We start from the raw sequence: 20,444 nt of genomic DNA, 5'->3' as shown, positions 1-20,444 counted from the left end.
TACCTGTCGCCTTGCTTTCGGTACAAAAAACATGTGCTCCTGCGGTTATTCGTCGTAGTAAACGTTGCAGAAAGATGTTAATAATAAAAAAGAGGCGATTTACCTTGAAAGGCCTCTTCAACTTTAAATAGCACACCAATTTAGTACGCAGATGCAAATGGCATTTTATTTATGTGTAAATGGTTTTTCATCAGGGTAAAGACGACCTAACATTTCATCATACATATCGTTACCATAATCAAAACATCGGCGCACACGTGAAATTGTAGCGGTAGAAGCACCCGTTTCTTTCTTGATTGTTTCATATGTCTTTTTCAATCTTAGTAAATGCGCTACCTCAAAGCGTTGCGCTAAGGATTGAATTTCACTAATTGTGCATAAGTCATCGAAAAATTTATAACATTCCTCAATATCTTTTAGCTCTAATACAGCTTTAAACAACTGATCTGTTTGATGTCCACGAATTTTTTCGATTTGCATCTATTTATCCCCCTCTCTTTATTCCGAATACGTTACAGCAGATGCTAGTCCCGGCGTTGTTGGAACAAAGTGAATCCAGGATTTCCCTTGCACTAATTTAACTTCACTACCATCTTCCTCTAGTGGCACTAAAAATCCGTCACTATTTTTCCACTTGATTTCTCGCATCATACCATTTTGGAAAATATACGCATTTCCTCCTGCCGATATATCAATATCACGACGACCAACACTGTCAATTACGCGATGCGGCATTTCAAAAAATAGTATATTTGATAGCTGAATCTCTTCACCTGTTAAATAATCTGTCGTAACAGTATTAGCGGAAAATCTTTTATACTGCCCCGTTTCCTGATCATACACATATGTGCTATTGAAAGAGCTATTTTGGCTATAACGAACCATCGCTTCATTTGCTCTAACACCTATTTTAACATTATCTTCATCACGATAAAAAGGATAAAACACTTTTTTACTGTAAATCATTGAAGCGCCAAGCTTTTCTGCTCCTGCTAATACATTTTCACCAGAAATATAGGAATTATGGGGTGCTTGACGATTAGATGAACGCTTGAAATATGTACCATCATAATGCATTCCATTAATATTTGAAACAACACCATTTGCTAGCATTGATTTAGCCTCAGGGCTATAACCATGCGCTATATAAAATGCGTCTAAACCTTTTGCAATATCAATAAAATAAGAGCGGGCGCTTCGAATAGGTCCGATTTGCTCTGGTATTGTCGATTGGTAAAGTGCTAAAAAGCGAGTAACATCTCCCTCAGCCAACATCTCATAAACAACATCGGCCGACGCTAAGCCCGATTGTGGTCTAGCGGCGGGATGATTATTAATTGTTGCTAAAATCGGGCGTTGCTCTATCTCCTCCGCAACACCCTCACCCGTAAATGGCGTTGTGAAAGGAAGCTCAGCAACTTCCTCTGTTGATTCCTCTTCCGTATCTGTTTCTTCAGCCTCTACCTCACCAATAACTTCTTCTGGCTCTTTTTCTTCCGCTTTATTACCGCAGCCTGCTATTAAGAAAACTGCACATAAGCTTGCAAGTAGCTTTAATTTTATATCCATTATTTTTCTCCTTATTAACGCATAACTGCTGAAAGTAGCACTCGATTTTTTAACACATCAAACAGCCCTTTACGTGTAATACGAATATATGGTAAATGTGTTGACTGTAAAAATAGCAATGTATAAATTGCATCCGTATGATGATAGCCACGTTCACTAAGGGCTTCCTTTAACGCTACTTCTTTAGCAATTAACGTTTCAACATCCCCATCATATAGACTGCCAGAAATCGCTAAGTCAATTGATGCAATAATATTTTTATTCTCTGTTAATAAAATTCCACCATTTTGCTCCTTTAATTTCTTAAAGGCAAACTTCATTTCTTCAATGCTCTTTCCTATTAAAATAATATCACCTGTCGTAGAATACGATGATGCAAAGCCTTGTACACTTGATGCAAAACCTTTAATCATTGTGTTAATGCGCCATTTTCCTTGGCGGTCTATAAGCATTAAATAACTTTCATCATTTGCCGAATCTAACACCGCATTGTGATTGAGGTGCGGAATGCTATATGGCTTTGTGATAACATCGTTAACCATTTCAATTCCGACTGGCATCGAAAACTGAAAATCTTCATCACATAAGTCAAAATCCATATTTAATTCACCAAATGCAGACCAATCAATCGTTGGCAATGACAATACTTTACGGTTGTCACGCTTCAGCCACACTCCTTTTGAAAGCACCGCCTCTGGTGTAGGTGAAAATTCGTCTTGTAAAATATTAAGTGATGCATAGCGACCTGTAGCAACTAAGCCATGTAACCCTGACATATTATAATAGCGCGCGATATTATATGTTGCCATATTATATGCATCAATTGGTGCTACACCTGCCTCCAGTGCCTCTCGAATACATTTATCCATAATTCCGTCCTGATAAAAGCTTGGCGTTGAACCGTCTGTCGTCATCATTAGATGATCAAATACATTTAATTGCTTAGCAACAGCATCCTTCAGTAATTGCGGTAAATCAGGTCGAATTGAAGAATGGCGAAGTGTCACAGCATAGCCATGTAATAGACGACTTTCTACTTCCTCAATCGTCATTGCCTCATGGTCACCATCTGCTCCTAACAGCTTCATACGTACCAATGTTCTTTCAGATGCTCCAGGAAAATGACCCTCAATTTTCTTTCCTTTTAACTTTGCCACTTGAATCCAATGTAGCATTTGGTCATCACCACGCAGTAACTTTGGCCAAGCAGTTAATTCCCCACCAAGTAAGACAGAATCTTGGTCTAGCCATTCCAAGACAGAGGCTGTCGAATACATTTCCCCCTCAAGCTCTGTTTCAGTTTGTGAATCAAAACGTGCCCACCAATAAAATGAAAACGGCAATTGTCGCAATTGATCCAATAATGAAAACGCTTTCTTGTTGTCCATTAAAGCGGCGAACGTCATATTATCCGAGATAAATGCCGTCGTGCCTGTTTGTGCGGCAAAATCAGCAAAAGATTGTGGATTATATAGTTGAAATGGATGTACATGTGGCTCAATATAACCGGGTACAATTGTTTTTCCTGCTACATCGATAATCTCTGTTCCTTCTACAAGTACTGGCATGCGTTCTCCCACATAGACAATACGGTCATTTAAAATCCAAATATTACCTTCCATCCATTTTTTAAATATACTATGCAAATAGCGCGCATTTTTTAATACTATCGTCGGTGCAACCTTGCCATCAATAACAGCAACTTGCTCTCGAATATTTTTAATCTTCCAATTAATTTCCGGCATGGCAAAACGCCCCCTTTTTTCTGATACATTTTCTATAGAAAACGAAGCATACTATTTACGTAACGCATCGCCTTTATCGTATCACAGCGCTTTCATAAAGCAAAGCGCGAACAAGTTAAAATCTGTGACATCCGCCGGAGACTTTAATTTCTTTCAGCGGGTGTTTGGACATCCGCTGAAAGAAATTAAAAGGAGTTGACTATTTTTGTTAGAAGAAAACATTTCAGAACGTAACGCTTTTATGCGCCTAATTTGTGGTGTCACAATGACAGCCTGTGGTGTTGGTCGTATTGCTCATCGCCCTAATTGCTGGACAGGTCATCTTGTAATTGCGGCAGGTGCTATGAAAATTGCTGAAGGAATTTTCCATTACTGCCCGATGAAAGCAATGTTTGGAGGCAAACAAGAGCACATGCACTAACAGTCGGTAATAGGGGATTAAACGGATAGGGCTGTCTAGAAAAAATGCTTCTGCCATCACTCGTTGCAGAAAACATGGCTAACACGCCACTTTCTAGACAGCCACTATTCTTTAATATGAATCATTTAGCGATTCATAAAACACTAACTTTAAAGCGACTTCCCATCTTTTCTTTTTATTGCAATGTACGCCAGCCGATATCTTTGCGGAAGAAGAATTTATCCCAGCTTTCCGTTTCAATTGCTGCATATACTTTTTGTTGTGCCTCTAGCAATGTATCCGCTTTTGCCGCTACAAGTAAGACACGACCACCATTTCCTACATATGTGCCATTTACTAGCTTTGTACCAGCATGGTACACGGCATATTTTTCACTTATCGTTTGTAAATTCGGTAATGCATTGCCTTTTTCTACATCACCAGGGTAGCCTTCTGCTGCGATAACTACACCTAACATTGCTTCATTTGACCATTGTAAATCAAAATATTTTTCAGACATTAAAGCTTGCATAAACAAGCCAAAGTCAGATGCCATGCGCGGCAGTACCACCTGTGTTTCTGGGTCTCCAAAACGTGCGTTGAACTCAATTACTTTTGGACCTTTTGCCGTTAAAATAAGCCCTGCATAAAGAATACCTGTAAAAGATACGCCTTCTTCCTCCATTGCTTTTACAGTTGGCTCTACAATCTCAATATAAGCTTTTGAAACAACTTCTTGTGGAATTTGAGGTACTGGTGAATAAGCACCCATACCACCTGTGTTCGGTCCCTTATCCCCATCGTAAGCGCGCTTATGGTCTTGCGCGATAACCATCGGATAAATTTGCCCTTTATGTACGAAAGACATAAATGAAAATTCTTCACCATCTAAAAACTCTTCAATTACAACACGTGAAGAGGAGTCACCAAAAAGCTGATTGCCAATCATATCATTGACCGCATCAATTGCCTCTTGCTCCGTTAGCGCAACAATTACACCTTTACCTGCTGCTAGCCCGTCCGCCTTTACAACGATTGGTGCACCCTGCTCCTTAATATAAACAATAGCAGGCGCTGCTTCTGTAAATGTTGCATATGCAGCCGTAGGAATATTGTATTTTTGCATAATTTCCTTGGCGTAGGATTTAGAGCCCTCAATTTGAGCTGCGGCCTTTGTCGGACCAAAAATCGTCAAGCCCTCCTGCTGAAAATAATCTACAATACCTGCTGCCAATGGCTGTTCAGGTCCAACAAATGTTAAATCAATGCTTTGCTCCTTTGCAAACGCTACTAATGCAGCAAAATCCATTGCATCAATTGCTACTACTTCAGCATCCGCTCGCATCCCATCATTACCAGGTGCAACAAATACTTTCTCCACTGATGGCGCAACACTAAACTGCTTAGCAATTGCATGCTCACGCCCCCCACTGCCAATTACAAGAACTTTCATTTTTCTCTAACCTCCCGTTTATCATCATAGCCTTTACTTATTTTTCGTTTTTATGACTTATCTGTGAATTCTCTTTTCCTACAAAAAAACGCCCGCTATTGCAGCGAGCGTTTTTATCATTATTTACACAACAAACGTACCCGACCAAAATAGTGCTGTTGCTTAAATATGATAATTTGCGATTAATTTCCCCCGGCCAAAGTGGATAATTTAATCGCAGCTTTTTTTACAGCATGTCCGGCCAAAGGCATGCTGTTTTTATGCCCACCTAAAAGCTAAGGCATTTTTCATAACGCTTCTGTTGCTTCTCCGACCAAAAGTAGCAACGAAACATTATTCTATTATAACCGCTCTATTTTACTTATGCTATTGTTTTTTAGTGCTTGAAGTGGCGTACGCCTGTGAATACCATTGTGATGCCATATTCATTTGCCTTGTCAATTGATTCTTGGTCCTTGATTGAGCCGCCTGGTTGAATAATTGCAGTAATACCTGCTGCATGTGCCGCCTCCACTGTGTCGCCCATAGGGAAGAAGGCATCCGATGCTAAAGCTGCACCTCGTGCCTTCACACCTGCTTGCTCAAAAGCAATCTTCGCCGCGCCTACACGATTCATTTGACCAGCACCCACACCTAATGTCATTTGGCTGTCTGCAACGACAATTGCATTTGATTTCACATGCTTCACTACAGCCCAGCCTAATTTTAAGGCATTCCATTCTTCCTCAGTTGGTTTACGGTCCGTTACTACATCGATTGTTGCATCATTAAAGCCGAAACGGTCTGGCTCTTGGACAAGCAAGCCGCCCTCTACGGATACGACATTGAATTGGTCTTGCTTCGCTTGTGAGAAATCAATTGTCATTAGACGGATATTTTTCTTCGCTGTCAAAATGTTCAATGCTTGTTCTGTAAATGAAGGTGCAATAATAATTTCTAAGAAGATGCCGCCAAGCTTTTCAGCCGTTGCTACGTCCACTTCCTTGTTTAATGCAATAATGCCACCGAAAATAGACGTTGGGTCTGCTTCATATGCTTTATTGAATGCTTCTTCAATCGTTGCGCCAGTGCCGACACCGCATGGGTTCATATGTTTAACTGCGACAGCAGCAGGCATCTCGAATTCCTTCACAATTTGCAATGCCGCATTTGCATCTTGAATATTATTGTAAGAAAGCTCTTTACCGTGCAATTGTTCTGCAAATGCAATTGAAAAGTCAGAGCCTAGACGCTTTTGATAGAACGCCGCCTTTTGATGTGGGTTTTCACCATAGCGTAAATTTTGCTTCAATTCATAAGTTAAAGTTAGGCTTTCTGGGAAATCTTCCTCTGTTAAATAATTTGAAATGTATGAGTCGTATGCTGCTGTATGACGGAATACTTTTGCTGCAAGCTTGCGGCGTGTTTCATGCGTCGTTGCCCCATTTGCCTTAAGTTCTTCCAATACTTGCGCATAATCTGCTGCATCTACAATTACCGTTACATATTGATGATTTTTCGCAGCAGAACGTAACATTGTAGGTCCACCAATATCGATATTTTCAATCGCATCATCCAATGATACATTAGGCTTTGAAATTGTTTCAACAAAAGGATATAAGTTTACACAAACAATCTCAATTGGCTCGATTCCATGCTCATTCATTTGCGCTTGGTGTGAAGCATCATCAAATTTTCCTAAAAGGCCTCCGTGAATTAACGGATTCAATGTCTTTACACGTCCATCCAAAATTTCTGGAAACTTTGTTACTTCATCGACTGCTGTTACAGGTACATGATTGTCCTGTAACATGCTTTTTGTACCACCAGTTGATAAAATTTCATAACCTAATGCAACTAATTCTTTTGCAAATTCTAAAATACCTTCTTTATTCGAAACACTAATAAGTGCACGTTTACCCACGATAAAATCCTCCAATTTATAATCAATTATACCTCGGCTAACTCTCGTCCAAATTTCCCCGAGCCGACCTGCGACATCCGTGCAAGTTTAGCCAACAAGATGTCGGCCACCCAGTCATTATGCACGAGTGATGCTTTTAGACTGAGTTCCTTTCTAGTGGCAAGTATCCTACTATAGCCGATAAAAATGTAGGGGCTACCTTGCCGCGCAGCCCCGTCTTTTATTGAAATAACTGTTGCAGTGTAGCGGTGTATAATTTGTGCTCTGCTTTATGAATTCGCTCCTCTGTTTCCTCGCGTGACTCGGCAATATCTACTGCTATCTGTGCGATGATTGGACCTGTATCCATGCCTGCATCTACAAAATGGACTGTCACACCTGTTACTTTTACGCCATGTTCAAATGCTTGTCCAATCGCATCTTTCCCCGGGAAAGATGGAAGTAAAGACGGGTGAATATTAACGATGCGGTTAGGAAACGCTGCTAATAAAGTTTCCCCAATTAAGCGCATATAGCCTGCTAAAACAATCCATTCAATCTTCTTTTCTTGTAATGCATCAATAATCGCCTGCTCATAATGGGCCTTTGAAGGAAATGTTTTCGGTGCTAGCTCTAGCACTGGGATGCCTAGCTCATTGGCACGCGTTACTACAAAGGCACCTGGTTTATCTGTTATGACTAGCTCAATTTTAGCATCTAGCTCACCGCGCTGAATGCTTTCTGCAATAGCTTGAAAATTGCTACCGCTGCCTGACGCAAATACTGCTATTTTCGTCATTACACTAAACTCCCGTCATGCTCACCGTTAAAAATCACGCCCTCACCCTTTACAACGCGACCGATTACATAGGCTTTTTCGCCATTCGCTTCAACAGCCGTAAGCACTTTGTCAGCATCTGCTGCTGGTACAGCAATAACAAAGCCAATACCCATGTTGAATACATTATATAAATCCTTATCAGCTAACTGACCTTTTTCCTTTAAAAATTCAAATACAGGCAATACTGGCCAAGAGCCTAAATCAACCTCTGTAGCTAGCCCTTCTGGCATCATACGTGGCAAGTTTTCATAGAAGCCACCACCTGTAACATGTGCACACCCATGTACATCCGCTGCTTTAATTGCTGCTAACACAGGCTTCGCATAAAGCTTTGTTGGCACAAGTAAGGCTTCACCGATAGGACCTAATGCCTCATAACCTTCTATTACTTGGTCTACTGCATAGCCATTGTCTGCAAAAACAATTTTGCGGACTAATGAATAACCATTAGAATGCACACCGCTTGAAGCTATCCCTACAAGCACATCGCCCTCAGCAATTTTTTCACCTGTAATAATAGCGCTCTTTTCACAAGCACCTACTGCAAAACCTGCTAAATCATATTCATCTTCCTCATAAAGACCTGGCATTTCTGCTGTTTCGCCACCGATTAATGCTGCGCCTGATTGCACACAACCATCTGCAACACCTTTTACGATTTGTTCAATTCTTGCTGGCTGCGCCTTGCCGACAGCTACATAGTCTAGGAAATATAATGGCTCTGCGCCTTGTGCAACGATATCGTTGACACACATAGCAACACAGTCGATACCGATTGTGTCGTGCTTATCAACCATGAAAGCTAGCTTTAGCTTCGTTCCGACCCCATCAGTACCCGAAATTAATACAGGCTCCTTCAAGTTTAATGTAGACAAATCAAACATACCGCCAAAGCCACCAAACGTGCCCATCACACCTAACCGTTTTGTACGTTCAACGTGAGATTTCATACGCTTTACAGCTTCATAGCCAGCCTCTATATTTACACCTGCTTGTTCATATGCTTTCGACATGCGAAAAGCGCCTCCTTTGTTGGATTAACCGATGATTGAAAGCTGTCTTTATATGACTTCTCAAACAGCTCCATCCGCATTTTATTGACGTATTTCCCATTCAAAAAAGGACTGACTTTGTGGTTGCCCAAATTTGAAAGGGAAATACGTATTTCTTTTTAACTTAATAATTCTTTTTCATGTGGTAAAAGTGTATCAGGGAAAATTTCAGTTGGGTATTTCCCACTAAAGCAAGCTAGACATAAACCGCCATTTTCATCTTCAAATGGGCGAGCGATAGAATCAATCATGCCCTGCGCAGATAAAAATGTTAATGAATCTGCCTCGATAGCCTGTCTAATTTCTTCCACATTATGGCTTGCTGCGATAAGCTCTTCATGTGTCGATGTGTCGATACCATAGAAGCAAGGGTCTGTCATTGGTGGTGATGAAATAACAACATGCACCTCCGCTGCTCCTGCCTCCTTCAACATTCTCACAATGCGTTTTGATGTCGTTCCACGAACAATCGAGTCGTCTACCATGACAACACGCTTGCCCTTCACTACTTGAACAACCGGTGATAATTTCATTTTTACCCCGCGCTCACGCAATTCTTGTGTTGGCTGAATAAATGTGCGTCCTACATAGCGATTTTTAATTAAACCAAGCTCATATGGAATCCCACTCTCTTCCGCAAAGCCAATCGCTGCAGAAATACTTGAATCTGGCACACCTGTCACTACATCGCCCTCAATATGAGCACATTCTCGCGCTAGCTGTTTGCCCATACGTTTACGTGCCATATGAACATTAATACCATCAATATCTGAATCCGGGCGCGCTAAATATACATACTCCATCGCACACATTGCACGACCTTGCATCTCAACGAAACGGTCAGATGTGATACCTTGGTCATTAATAATTAGTAATTCCCCCGGTTCAATTGAGCGAACAAACTCTGCACCAATTAAATCAAAGGCAGATGTTTCAGAAGCAACAACCCAACCATCTCCAAGCTTCCCTAAAGATAATGGACGCAAACCATGTGGGTCTCTTGCAACAAGCATTTCTTCCTTCGTCATAATTAACAATGAGTAAGCACCTTTTAATAGGTTCAAAGCCTCTTTTACTTTAGCGCGAAATGGAGAGAGTTTGCTTTTCTTAATTAAGTGAGCCACGACTTCTGTGTCAGAGCTAGAATGGAAAATACTTCCTTGTCTTTCTAAATATTGCTGTAAATGACTCGCATTTACTAAGTTGCCATTATGGGCAATTGCTAGACTGCCAGTAGAAGAATGAAATAATAATGGCTGTACATTTTCAATGCCGCGCGCGCCACCCGTAGCATAACGCGCATGGGCAATTGCAGCCTTACCATTTATTCTTTTTAATTTATCTTCATTGAATACTTCGCTTACTAAGCCTTCACCTTTTTGAATACGAAGTCCTTCACCATCTGTTACAACGATACCAGCACCTTCTTGCCCGCGGTGCTGTAAGGCATGTAAACCGTAATAGCTTAGGTGAGCAGGATTTGAGTTGCCCCAAATCCCGAATACACCACACTCTTCGTTTAAGCCTCTGATTTCAGCAAGCATGGAATTGCTCCTTTCCAAGCAGAACGGAACTCTTCGACTGTCCCTTCCACAAGAGTGGCTGTTTCTCCATTAATTGTAATTTTTTCGTCATTTGTTACTGTACCAATTTTCTTCGCATCTGCTACTGCTGCTTCAAAGCTAGATGCATTTTCTGCTTTTACTGTCACGATAAAACGTGATTGTGATTCAGCGAATAATACTGTTGTTGCTGAACCTTGTAATGTTATATTCACGCCAAGCCCTTGCGCGGCAAATGTTTTCTCCGCCAGTGCTACAGCTACGCCGCCTTCTGATACGTCGTGCGCTGACTGTACTAAATTGGCACGAATCGCCTCTAATAATGCCTTTTGACGGGCAGCCTCAACTTTTAAATCAATTGCTGGTGCCTTACCTGAAATCTTGCCCTCAACTAATTTTTGTAGCTCAGAGCCACCAAATTCAGTTTTCGTTTCACCTATTAAGTAAACGATATCACCCGCTTGCTTCACTTCCTGTGTTGTCACATGCGCTAAATCTTTTACTAAACCGACCATACCAATTGTTGGTGTCGGGTAAATAGCCTCACCTGAACGCTCATTATACATCGACACGTTTCCGCCGATAACAGGTGCATCTAACGCTAAACATGCTGCGGCAATACCATCTGCTGACTTTTGTAGCTGCCAAAATACTTCAGGTTTCTCTGGATTACCAAAGTTTAAGCAGTCCGTAATCGCAAGAGGCTCTCCACCAGAACATACGATGTTACGTCCAGCCTCCGCTACCGCAATTTTACCGCCTGTTTCTGGGTCTAAGTAAATATAACGAGAATTACAATCCGCTGTAATAGCTAACCCTTTATTTGTTCCGCGCACACGTACAACTGCTGCATCCGACCCCGGTCCAACAACTGTGCTAGTACGTGCCTCAGAATCAAATTGACTATATGCCCATTCCTTAGAAGCAATTGTAGGAGCTTTTAATAATTTTACTAATGTTTCTTTATAATCTGTTACAGCAGGCTCAGCATTTTCCATCGCCTGATATTGAGCAAAATACGCTGGCTCAGCATCTGGCATATAATAAACTGGCGCCTCCTCGGCAAGAATATCTGCTTGTAACTCCGCTACTACCTCGCCTTTGTGTAATAAACGCAGCATTTTATCATCTGTCACGCGTCCAATTGCCACAGCTTCTATATCATGACGCCCGAAGATTTCCTTCACTTCGTCCTCACGACCGGCTTTAACAACAAGTAGCATACGCTCCTGTGATTCTGAAAGCATCATTTCATATGCTGTCATATTTTCTTCTCGCTGAGGCACTAAATCTAAATTCATTTCAACACCAGTACCCGCTTTTGAAGCCATTTCTGCTGATGAAGAAGTAAGACCTGCTGCACCCATATCTTGAATACCGACTAAAGCGTCAGATTTTACAGCCTCTAAGCAAGCTTCCATTAATAGCTTTTCTACGAATGGGTCACCCGCTTGTACTGGTGAGCTTTTTTCTGCTGAATCATCTGCTAATTCAGAGGAAGAAGCCGTTGCACCGTGAATACCATCACGCCCAGTTGGAGCGCCTGCATACATAATTGTGTTACCAACACCCGCTGCTACACCGCGCTGAATATCTTTATGGTCAATTAAACCGACAACCATTGCGTTAACAAGTGGGTTACCTTCATAGCAAGGGTCAAACTGTACTTCCCCTCCTACAGTTGGCACACCAATGCTATTACCATAGCCTGCAATACCTGCTACTGCCTCTTTAAATAAGTATTTTACACGCTCTGACTGTAATTCACCGAAGCGTAAAGAATTGATTGCTGCGATTGGTCGTGCACCCATTGAGAAAACATCGCGTAAAATCCCACCTACACCTGTTGCTGCTCCTTGGTAAGGTTCGATAGCAGATGGGTAGTTATGCGATTCCATTTTAAATACAGCACCTTGACCGTCACCAATATCAACAATTCCCGCTCCTTCACCAGGACCTTGTAATACTTGAGGGCCAGTTGTAGGGAATTTACGCAATACAGGTTTTGATTTTTTATAAGAACAGTGCTCAGACCACATGACAGAAAATAAACCGATTTCTGTCCAGTTTGGTTGACGACCAAGCTTTTCTACAGCTAAATCGTATTCCTCATCTGTCATACCCATGTCTGCATAAATACGCTGCTCTTTAATTTGTTCTGGAGTTGGCTCGAAATTATTTGTTGACATGTTGTTCCCTCCACTGCTTTACAATTGATTTGAATAATTTTAATCCATCTGTACCACCGATAATTTGCTCTACTGCACGCTCCGGATAAGGCATCATCCCTAGTACATTTCCTCGTTCGTTTACAATACCCGCAATGTTTGCTAAGGAGCCATCTGGATTATTACCTGAATAAGTGAAAACAATTTGATTGTTTTCTTTTAATTTCGCTAACGTTTCCTCATCACAGTAGTAATTACCATCTTCATGTGCAATTGGAATTGAAATAATTTCTTCTGCTTCGTATTCATTCGTAAATAATGTATTATTATTTTCAACCTTTAATTGAACTGTACGGCAAATAAAGTTAATTCCTTTATTGCGTAATAAAGTTCCCGGTAAAATGCCTGCCTCAGTTAAAATTTGAAACCCGTTACTTACTCCTAGCACCGGCTTACCATGTGCTACAAATTCCTTTAAAGCCGGAATAATATTTGAATGAGCAGCTAGTGCACCTGGACGTAAGTAGTTGCCATAAGACGCACCACCCGGTATTAATAGAGCGTCGAAGCCTGCCAATGATGTTTCTTTATGAGAAACATACTCTACTTCTTCCCCCAATTGATCCTTGACCGCATGATACATGTCTAAATCACAGTTTGAACCTGGAAATACGAGTACTGCAAATTTCATAGATTAGGCCTCCTCGACTTCGTAGCGATAGTTTTCCATAATCGTATTTACTAATACCTTTTCACAAGCTTCCTTCACAATTGTGTCAATGTCACGGTTCGTATCAGCAATTGTTAGTTCTAAATATTTTCCTACACGTAAACTTTGTACTTCCTCATAGCCTATTTGCTTTAAAGTATTGCTTGCTGCAGTTCCCTGTGGCTCAATAATACTTTCCTTTAACGTTACGTAAATTTTCACTTTTTTCACTGTTGTTTCCTCCCATTTATCTTGAATATAATGATTTACCTATGCTGGCAATGCTTACTACACATCATCAGCCCAAATTTCTGCACCTTTGATTTCTTGTAAGGTTACCTCAATATCATCTGTCATAATCGTAACATGTCCCATTTTCCGATTAATCTTCGCTTCAGCCTTTCCATAAAGGTGAACAGACCAGTTTGGATATTTAGCTATTGAATTCGTTAATGGAATAATATGCTGCCCTAAAACATTAATAGAAACTGTTGGCGCCCATAGCTTCGGCTCACGCAGTGGCCAGCCACATACCGCTCGGATATGCTGTGCAAATTGAGAAATATTACACGCCTCAATTGAATAATGCCCAGAGTTATGCGGTCTTGGTGCTAGCTCGTTAATAACAAGCTCCCCATTTTCTAAAACGAACATTTCAACAGCTAATGTACCAACTAAATTTAGAGAATCTGCTATTTTTGTAGCTGCCTCTGTAGCTTTTTCATAAGTTGTTTGCGCAATACGCGCAGGGACAATTGTTTCATGTAAAATGTGATTAACGTGAATATTTTCTCCAACAGGCAAGCAACATGTTTGCCCTTGTCCATTTCGTTGCACAATTACAGAAATTTCTTTCTCAAAAGGGACAAAACCTTCTGCAATGCAAACAGAATGTTCGAATAACTCTTCCGCTGATGGTAAATCAGCAGTCGATTTTAATAGCTGCTGACCTTTCCCATCATAGCCTCCACGAGCAGTTTTCACGATACATGGAAAGCCAATTTCGTCAATTTTCGCCACGAGCTCAGCGTAGCTCTCTGCAACAACATAAGGAGCCACTGGACAGCCTGCCTCTACAATTGCTGCTTTTTCCGTTACGCGATTTTGCGTAATACGCACAAGCTCAGCGCCTTGTGGTACATAAGCAATTTGTGTTAATCGCTTTAAACCTTCATAATCGATATTTTCAAACTCGTATGTGATAACATCACTAACTTCCGCTAACTCCTCAAGTGCCGCCTCGTCGTCATAAGCTGCCACAATGCGAATATCAGCAACTTGTCCACAAGGTGAATCCATCGCTGGCTCTAAAACAGCAATTTTAAAGCCTGCTTCCTTCGCCGCTAAAGCCATCATACGTCCTAATTGGCCGCCACCAATAATACCGATTGTTTGCCCTGGATAAATAACTTTTGTCACTGTAATTCACCTGTGCTTTCTAGCACCTGCTCTTTAATCACTTCGCGGCGCTTTTCTAAACGCTCTGCTAGCGCTGCATCTATTATTGATAAAATTTGCGCTGCAAGTAGACCAGCATTCGTCGCCCCTGCTTTACCAATCGCCACAGTTGCAACCGGTACACCACCTGGCATCTGGACAATTGATAATAAAGAATCAAGACCATTTAATGCTTTCGACTGTACTGGCACACCAATTACTGGTAATGTTGTTTTCGCAGCTACCATTCCTGGTAAATGCGCTGCACCACCAGCACCAGCAATGATTACTTGAATCCCTCGTCCACGGGCTGCCTCTGCATATTCAAACATTAAATCTGGTGTGCGATGTGCTGACACCACCTGCTTTTCATAAGGTACTTGTAGCTCATCCAATATTTCGCATGCATGCTTCATTGTTTCCCAATCGCTAGAACTTCCCATAATAACGCCAATCTTTGGACTCATCATCTCGCACTCCTTAAATTTTAATAAAAAATCCTCGAATAGTTTGCTTTCTATGTACTAGAAAGCAAACTACTCAAGGATCGAATAATAAAAGAATCTGCTTTCTTTTTATATCATTCTAAAATTGAATAGTTGCTTCCCAACATAGTCCGGAATTTACGGTACCGGGTAGAAACACTAAAGCCATATCCTTTAGCATATATGCGGGTAAAATGTTTTCCTGTTCACATTTTAACAAGCCTTTTCTATAAAATCAACGCAAAAATGCGAACGATAAATTTTCAGAAAACATTAATGTTCGGAATTAACAACTATTCGTTTCGTAGTATACCTTTAAATTGAATTTTTTGGCGCAAATAGGTTGGTTGCCCATCCACTAAATGAAACATTGGCTCTTCTTTCCTTCCACCTATCGAATAGCCATCTCGCTCCATTCTCTCTAGGCATTGCTCAATCGTTTCACCTTCCTGCACCTCATACCAAACCTGCTTTTTTGACAATGTTGTTCATCCTTCCAATCGTCCATCTACTATCTCTACTATAGCATGAATGAGCATGAAATTTTGTCAAATGTTTGTCACTTCTTTAAGTAGATGCTCTATATATGCTTTATCAATTGATTTTCCCTTTGTTTTATAGAGGGCATCTTTATAAATAACTGTCTCCTCATCATGAATTGCTAGCTGCTGTGCTAGCCCTTTGTCCGTATAAATTGTGATACTGTAATGATACCCTTTTAAATCTTTGGCAGACTGCTCTTTTTGAATTGTAATATCAGTTAAATTCAAAAGGATTTGTGAAATTTGCGCCGCATTCATTACTTCCGTTTTTTCACCAGTAAATCCATTCGTTATTTCGATTTTCAATACTTCCTTTTCTTCAACTTTTAACAACTTCTGTGGAATATAAGAAACACCCATCATAACAGTAACTACACATATAAGTAGTATACAGCTCGCTACTATTTTTCTTTTCACTTTCAGCGCCTCCTTTTCCTATTTGACGCGCAATATTAAATTTCGTTTCAAATGGAAATACTTTAAGGAACTTATCCATACGAATAACGTCTATATGATTCATTAAAGAAAATGGAGATTTACTATGCAAAAAAGAACAAAACCTAAAATGAAAACTTGGAAAAAGGTTGTATTATTTTTAATGGCCTTTTTAATAACTGGAGCAGCTTGCTACGGGGCATTCACATATTTCTCCTTCCAAAAAGCTGTTGAAAAAATGCAAGCACAGGAGCATCCTAATAATAATGAAGCAATTATTTCAGATAAGCTCCCACATATCGACCCTTTTTCCGTTTTATTGTTAGGAATTGATGAACGAGAGTATGATGTCGGGCGAAGTGATACGATGATTATCGTCACAGTAAACCCAGAGCAAAAAACTGTTAAAATGCTAAGCATACCACGTGATGCACGCGTTGAAATTATTGGCAACAACACGGTCGAAAAAATTAATCATGCCTACGCACGCGGTGGCATACCAATGTCAATTGCTACAGTAGAAAACATTTTAAATATACCGATTGATTATTATGTCGCCGTTAATATGGAAGGCTTTTTACAAATTATTGACGTATTAGGTGGAGTCACAGTTAATAATGATTTGGATTTATCTCATCGTCAATACAGCTTCCCGAAAGGTGAAGTAACATTGGATGGCGAGGAAGCACTTATCTTCACTCGCATCCGCTATGAGGACCCACGTGGTGATTTTGGCAGACAATTACGCCAAAAACAATTAATTCAGGCGATTGCTGAAAAAGCAGCAAGCCCTTCTACCTTATTTAAGTTAAATGATATTTTTGATGTACTAGGCGATAATGTACAAATGAATTTTCCAATGAATAATTTATACCAATTGCAGAAACTTTATGCCAATTTAAACAAAGACATCGATCAGCTACAATTTGAAAAAGGAGACGGCCAGCGCATCGATACGCTTTGGTACTATATATTTGATGAGCAGGAGTTAATAGATATAAGCAGTAGCCTACAGCAGCATTTAGAGATTGAATAATTATAAAGAAGGGGCTGTCTAAAAAGAGGGTTTTGTCTAGAAATCGCATGTTAAGGAGGACTTTTGCTACTTCTCTTTCATTTTGGAGAAGCACCGCTAAACCCTGTGTTTCTAGCATTTTCAAAGAAAGCTCTCTATTTTAGAGGAGCAAACATTTTGCCAAAACACCATCATTAGCGTCCAAAATGCCGGCTATGCACGGCTTTTTGGACGCCCCCTTTTGCGAAGAAAGAAATAATATTACTGAAATTTTACCTTAATTAATTTTTTAAATATTATACATAAAAATAATATACGGAATAGTTAAGTTGATTTCCAAATCCATCTAGCCTCAACATTACCAAAGACCCGTATTATATTAATTAATAATACCCAATGAAATTTCCAAATAAATTTGGTCTAGTTCATCAAAAGTTGCATAAGCATATAAATGAGATTGATTTATTATATGTTTGGGGTGAATGTTAAGATGGATATGAATAAACCGTCGTCTGGAAATAATAAACCCGTTAATGAAAATAGTAAAAACATACAATTGGAGCAGTTTCGTATAAAAAATACAGGAAAGCCTATGACGACAAATGAAGGGCTGAAAGTATCTAATGATGAACAAATTTTAACAGCCGGTGAACGCGGACCTTCATTGCAGGAGGACTTCCATTATTTCGAAAAAATGACTCATTTCGTTCGCGAAAGAATACCTGAAAGGGTTGTTCACGCAAGAGGATATGGAGCACATGGTGAATTTGAATGTTATCAATCAATGAAGCCATTTACAAAAGCAGGATTTTTGCAGGAACCTGGAAAGAAAACACCTCTTTTTGTTCGTTTTTCGACGGTACAAGGTGGTAGAGGCTCGAAGGACACTGCAAGGGATTTACGATGTTTGGGTGTTAAGTTTTATACAGAAGAGGGAGTTTATGATTTAACTACAATTGCCATGCCTATACTCATAAACACTGATCCGATGAAGTTTCCAGACGTTATACATGCATACAAACCCGAACCGCGAAGTGACATCCCAACAGCTGCCGGTGCACACGATAATTTTTGGGATTATGTAGCTAATAACCCGGAGGCACTTCACATGACTTTATGGGTTATGTCACCTAGGGGGATTTTAAGAAGTTATCGAATGATGGAATCTTGGTCAATTAATACGTATCTATTTGTCAACGAACAGGGATTAAAGACCTTTGTAAGATTTGTTTGGAAGCCTGTGCTTGGCGTTCACTCACTGCTTATGGATGAGGCTCAGAAAATTGGGGGTATCGACCCAGATTTCCATCGCCGTGACCTGAGGGAGGCCATTAATCGTGGTGCTTATCCCGAATATGAATTGGGTGTTCAAATGATTGCACCAGAGGATGAGTTTAAGTACGATTTTGATATTTTAGATCCTTCCAAGTTCTGGCCAGAGGAGCTTATTCCTGTACATCTTATCGGGAAAATGACTTTAAATAAAAATGTAGATAATTTTTTTGCAGAGGTGGAACAAGTAGCATTTAATCCTGCAAATGTAGTACCTGGAATTGATTTTTCTAATGACCCCGTTTTGCAAGGAAGATTAATTGCTTATCAAAGTGCCCAATATCATCGACTTGGGGGAGCGAATTTTCAGGATCTCCCTATAAATCGTTCATTATGCCCGTTTCATAATAATCAACGAGATGGTTATATGAGGTATCGTATTGATGTGGATCAAGTGAATTACCACAGAAACTCAATAGCAAATAACACGCCATACACAACTCCCCCTAAAGATGGCGGCTATGCCCATTACCCAGAAAAAGTAGAAGGACACGTCACACGCCAGCGCAGTGAGTCGTTTTTTGATTTCTTTACACAGCCGAGAATATTCTGGAATAGTTTGACCTCCATTGAAAAACAGCATACTATAGATGGATTAAGTTACCAAGTTGGTAGCGTTATCAGAGCATCCGTTCGTCAGCAAGTTGTTGATTTGCTTGTCAATGTTGATCAAGAAATGGCTTATATTGTTGCAGATAATGTTGGTGTAAATCGTCCAAGCGGAACCCAAGTGCCAGTTTCAACCAGTTATCCCTCCCTAAGTCAGAGTAATACACCTAAATATGCCTATACACAAAAAGTAGGAGTTTTAATTGGTAATGGATTTAATGGCCAAGAGGTAACAATCGTGCTCAACTTCCTACAAAATAATGGTGTTTTCTTTGATATTATAAGTGAGCAGCTTGGTACAGTTACTGGAAATGATGGAACAAAAATTAAAGTGAATAAAACATTTCTCACATCTAGCCCATATTTAGTCGATTCAATTTATATCGTCGGTGGGAACTCTGAATATCAAGTAAAGTTCATGCGTGACGTTTCTGATTTTGTTCAAGAAGCATATAAACACTATAAACCAATTGGTGTTGCCACGACTGGGCAAACTTTTATACAAACATCGAAAAATAATAATTTAGCTGGAGTAGTATTTGCCGCAAATAATCCAAATTTCGAAAGGGAGTTTGTCACTGCTATCGCCCACCAGCGCTTCTGGAATAGGACATAATGACCTTATATCAATAGAGAGGCTGTTATTAGATATAACAGAGAAGACGTCTTAAAAGCAGTGTATTACCTGCTTTTGGGACGCTTTCAGCAAAGGGGAAACTATATTTTTGAAAATAATATAAATATTTGGTTTAGCTACTTCTTTTGAATTTAATATAGAATAAGCATAAAGTTAATTTTCAATGCACTGAGGAGAAATTCAACTTTTGAGACACTCCTGTTTTTAAAGATAGCTTGGTTATAGCTTAATAATTATTATTACAGTAATTGGCTCTTTTACAAATCCAGCATACTTCAAAGGCTAATTGAGAAATTCTCTTTATTATAGAGTATTTCATATATGAAGAATATATTATTAATGTATTTTAAGATTCTATCAATAAGTTTTGTTTTTTTATCAATGCATTTTTATGTGCTATCAGCAAGTAGCTAAAAATAGGTCACTATTTAGCAATCGCTTGATAATAGACAGTAAAAGCAGATATTTTAAGTTTATAGATAAGCACGATAGTTAGTTATTCCATGTTTTTCGAAATTTATTCCACGTTTTTCGAAGTTTATTCCACGTTTTTCGAAGTTTATTCCACGTT

At 39.9% G+C, this 20,444-nt stretch carries 18 protein-coding genes and 1 riboswitch; of the genes, 3 read left to right on the top strand and 15 right to left on the bottom strand.

The features are described 5' to 3' along the window. Nucleotides 1–165 precede the first annotated feature (165 nt). From MHH70_RS14625 to MHH70_RS14615, 3 genes are read right to left on the bottom strand one after another with little or no spacing between them, the layout of a single operon-like run. Complete coding sequence (locus MHH70_RS14625) at nucleotides 166–480, bottom strand: YerC/YecD family TrpR-related protein (RefSeq protein ID WP_066164574.1); 315 nt, start codon at nucleotides 478–480, stop codon at nucleotides 166–168. A gap of 18 nt (nucleotides 481–498) precedes the next feature. Beyond that, entirely contained in the window at nucleotides 499–1,569 is a 1,071-nt protein-coding gene (locus MHH70_RS14620; protein ID WP_342471822.1) for a DUF3048 domain-containing protein, read from the bottom strand. A gap of 14 nt (nucleotides 1,570–1,583) precedes the next feature. Then, entirely contained in the window at nucleotides 1,584–3,314 is a 1,731-nt protein-coding gene (locus tag MHH70_RS14615) for an adenine deaminase C-terminal domain-containing protein (RefSeq protein ID WP_107943590.1), read from the bottom strand. Nucleotides 3,315–3,519: 205 nt separating this feature from the next. On the opposite strand from MHH70_RS14615, the gene MHH70_RS14610 reads away from it, so the two are divergent. After that, nucleotides 3,520–3,735 carry a DUF2892 domain-containing protein gene (locus MHH70_RS14610; RefSeq protein ID WP_066164566.1) on the top strand — a complete coding sequence of 72 codons (216 nt, stop codon included), beginning with the start codon at nucleotides 3,520–3,522 and terminating at the stop codon, nucleotides 3,733–3,735. 175 nt (nucleotides 3,736–3,910) lie between these two features. Here MHH70_RS14610 and purD read toward each other — a convergent pair whose 3' ends face one another. The 12 genes from purD to MHH70_RS14550 form a co-directional block, all read right to left on the bottom strand. Further along, nucleotides 3,911–5,167: a phosphoribosylamine--glycine ligase gene (gene purD, locus MHH70_RS14605; protein ID WP_342471820.1), complete on the bottom strand. Its 1,257-nt coding sequence runs from the start codon at nucleotides 5,165–5,167 to the stop codon at nucleotides 3,911–3,913. A gap of 376 nt (nucleotides 5,168–5,543) precedes the next feature. Further along, nucleotides 5,544–7,070: a bifunctional phosphoribosylaminoimidazolecarboxamide formyltransferase/IMP cyclohydrolase gene (gene purH / locus MHH70_RS14600; protein ID WP_107943588.1), complete on the bottom strand. Its 1,527-nt coding sequence runs from the start codon at nucleotides 7,068–7,070 to the stop codon at nucleotides 5,544–5,546. Between the two features lie 220 nt (nucleotides 7,071–7,290). Continuing rightward, nucleotides 7,291–7,848 (bottom strand): phosphoribosylglycinamide formyltransferase, encoded by a 558-nt coding sequence (gene purN / locus MHH70_RS14595; RefSeq protein ID WP_066164556.1) that lies wholly within the window; start codon nucleotides 7,846–7,848, stop codon nucleotides 7,291–7,293. Continuing rightward, complete coding sequence (gene purM / locus MHH70_RS14590; RefSeq protein ID WP_342471819.1) at nucleotides 7,848–8,903, bottom strand: phosphoribosylformylglycinamidine cyclo-ligase; 1,056 nt, start codon at nucleotides 8,901–8,903, stop codon at nucleotides 7,848–7,850. The genes purN and purM overlap by 1 nt, the downstream gene beginning before the upstream one ends. Before the next feature lie 158 nt (nucleotides 8,904–9,061). Next, entirely contained in the window at nucleotides 9,062–10,486 is a 1,425-nt protein-coding gene (gene purF / locus MHH70_RS14585) for an amidophosphoribosyltransferase (protein WP_066164946.1), read from the bottom strand. After that, nucleotides 10,462–12,693, bottom strand: a complete 2,232-nt coding sequence (gene purL / locus MHH70_RS14580; protein WP_342471818.1) for a phosphoribosylformylglycinamidine synthase subunit PurL — start codon at nucleotides 12,691–12,693, stop codon at nucleotides 10,462–10,464. The genes purF and purL overlap by 25 nt, the downstream gene beginning before the upstream one ends. Further along, complete coding sequence (purQ, locus tag MHH70_RS14575) at nucleotides 12,680–13,363, bottom strand: phosphoribosylformylglycinamidine synthase subunit PurQ (RefSeq protein ID WP_342471817.1); 684 nt, start codon at nucleotides 13,361–13,363, stop codon at nucleotides 12,680–12,682. The genes purL and purQ overlap by 14 nt, the downstream gene beginning before the upstream one ends. A gap of 3 nt (nucleotides 13,364–13,366) precedes the next feature. Further along, nucleotides 13,367–13,612: a phosphoribosylformylglycinamidine synthase subunit PurS gene (gene purS, locus MHH70_RS14570; RefSeq protein WP_066164545.1), complete on the bottom strand. Its 246-nt coding sequence runs from the start codon at nucleotides 13,610–13,612 to the stop codon at nucleotides 13,367–13,369. A 57-nt stretch (nucleotides 13,613–13,669) separates the two neighbouring features. Continuing rightward, nucleotides 13,670–14,800, bottom strand: a complete 1,131-nt coding sequence (gene purK, locus MHH70_RS14565) for a 5-(carboxyamino)imidazole ribonucleotide synthase (RefSeq protein WP_342471816.1) — start codon at nucleotides 14,798–14,800, stop codon at nucleotides 13,670–13,672. Next, nucleotides 14,797–15,285: a 5-(carboxyamino)imidazole ribonucleotide mutase gene (gene purE, locus MHH70_RS14560; protein ID WP_066164539.1), complete on the bottom strand. Its 489-nt coding sequence runs from the start codon at nucleotides 15,283–15,285 to the stop codon at nucleotides 14,797–14,799. Before purE ends, purK begins: the two co-directional genes overlap by 4 nt. Before the next feature lie 125 nt (nucleotides 15,286–15,410). Then, nucleotides 15,411–15,510, bottom strand: a riboswitch (purine riboswitch). Nucleotides 15,511–15,596: 86 nt separating this feature from the next. Further along, on the bottom strand, nucleotides 15,597–15,785 hold the full coding sequence (locus MHH70_RS14555; RefSeq protein WP_066164536.1) for an NETI motif-containing protein: 189 nt from the start codon (nucleotides 15,783–15,785) through the stop codon (nucleotides 15,597–15,599). 66 nt (nucleotides 15,786–15,851) lie between these two features. Further along, a complete protein-coding gene (locus tag MHH70_RS14550) occupies nucleotides 15,852–16,262 on the bottom strand; it encodes a hypothetical protein (protein WP_342471815.1) in 411 nt (136 codons plus the stop codon). Nucleotides 16,263–16,386: 124 nt separating this feature from the next. Between MHH70_RS14550 and MHH70_RS14545 the strand changes: the two genes are divergently transcribed. Together MHH70_RS14545 and MHH70_RS14540 are read left to right on the top strand one after the other, a co-directional pair. Then, entirely contained in the window at nucleotides 16,387–17,316 is a 930-nt protein-coding gene (locus tag MHH70_RS14545; protein WP_342471814.1) for an LCP family protein, read from the top strand. Nucleotides 17,317–17,785: 469 nt separating this feature from the next. Beyond that, nucleotides 17,786–19,852, top strand: coding sequence for a catalase (locus tag MHH70_RS14540; RefSeq protein WP_107943584.1), 2,067 nt, complete (start codon nucleotides 17,786–17,788; stop codon nucleotides 19,850–19,852). Nucleotides 19,853–20,444 lie beyond the last annotated feature (592 nt).

It is taken from the genome of Metasolibacillus sp. FSL H7-0170 (assembly GCF_038593115.1).
GTDB classification, from domain to species: Bacteria; Bacillota; Bacilli; order Bacillales_A; family Planococcaceae; genus Metasolibacillus; species Metasolibacillus fluoroglycofenilyticus.
The sequence above is the reverse complement of the archived record's forward strand: the minus strand, read 5'-3'. Positions and strand labels throughout refer to the sequence as shown.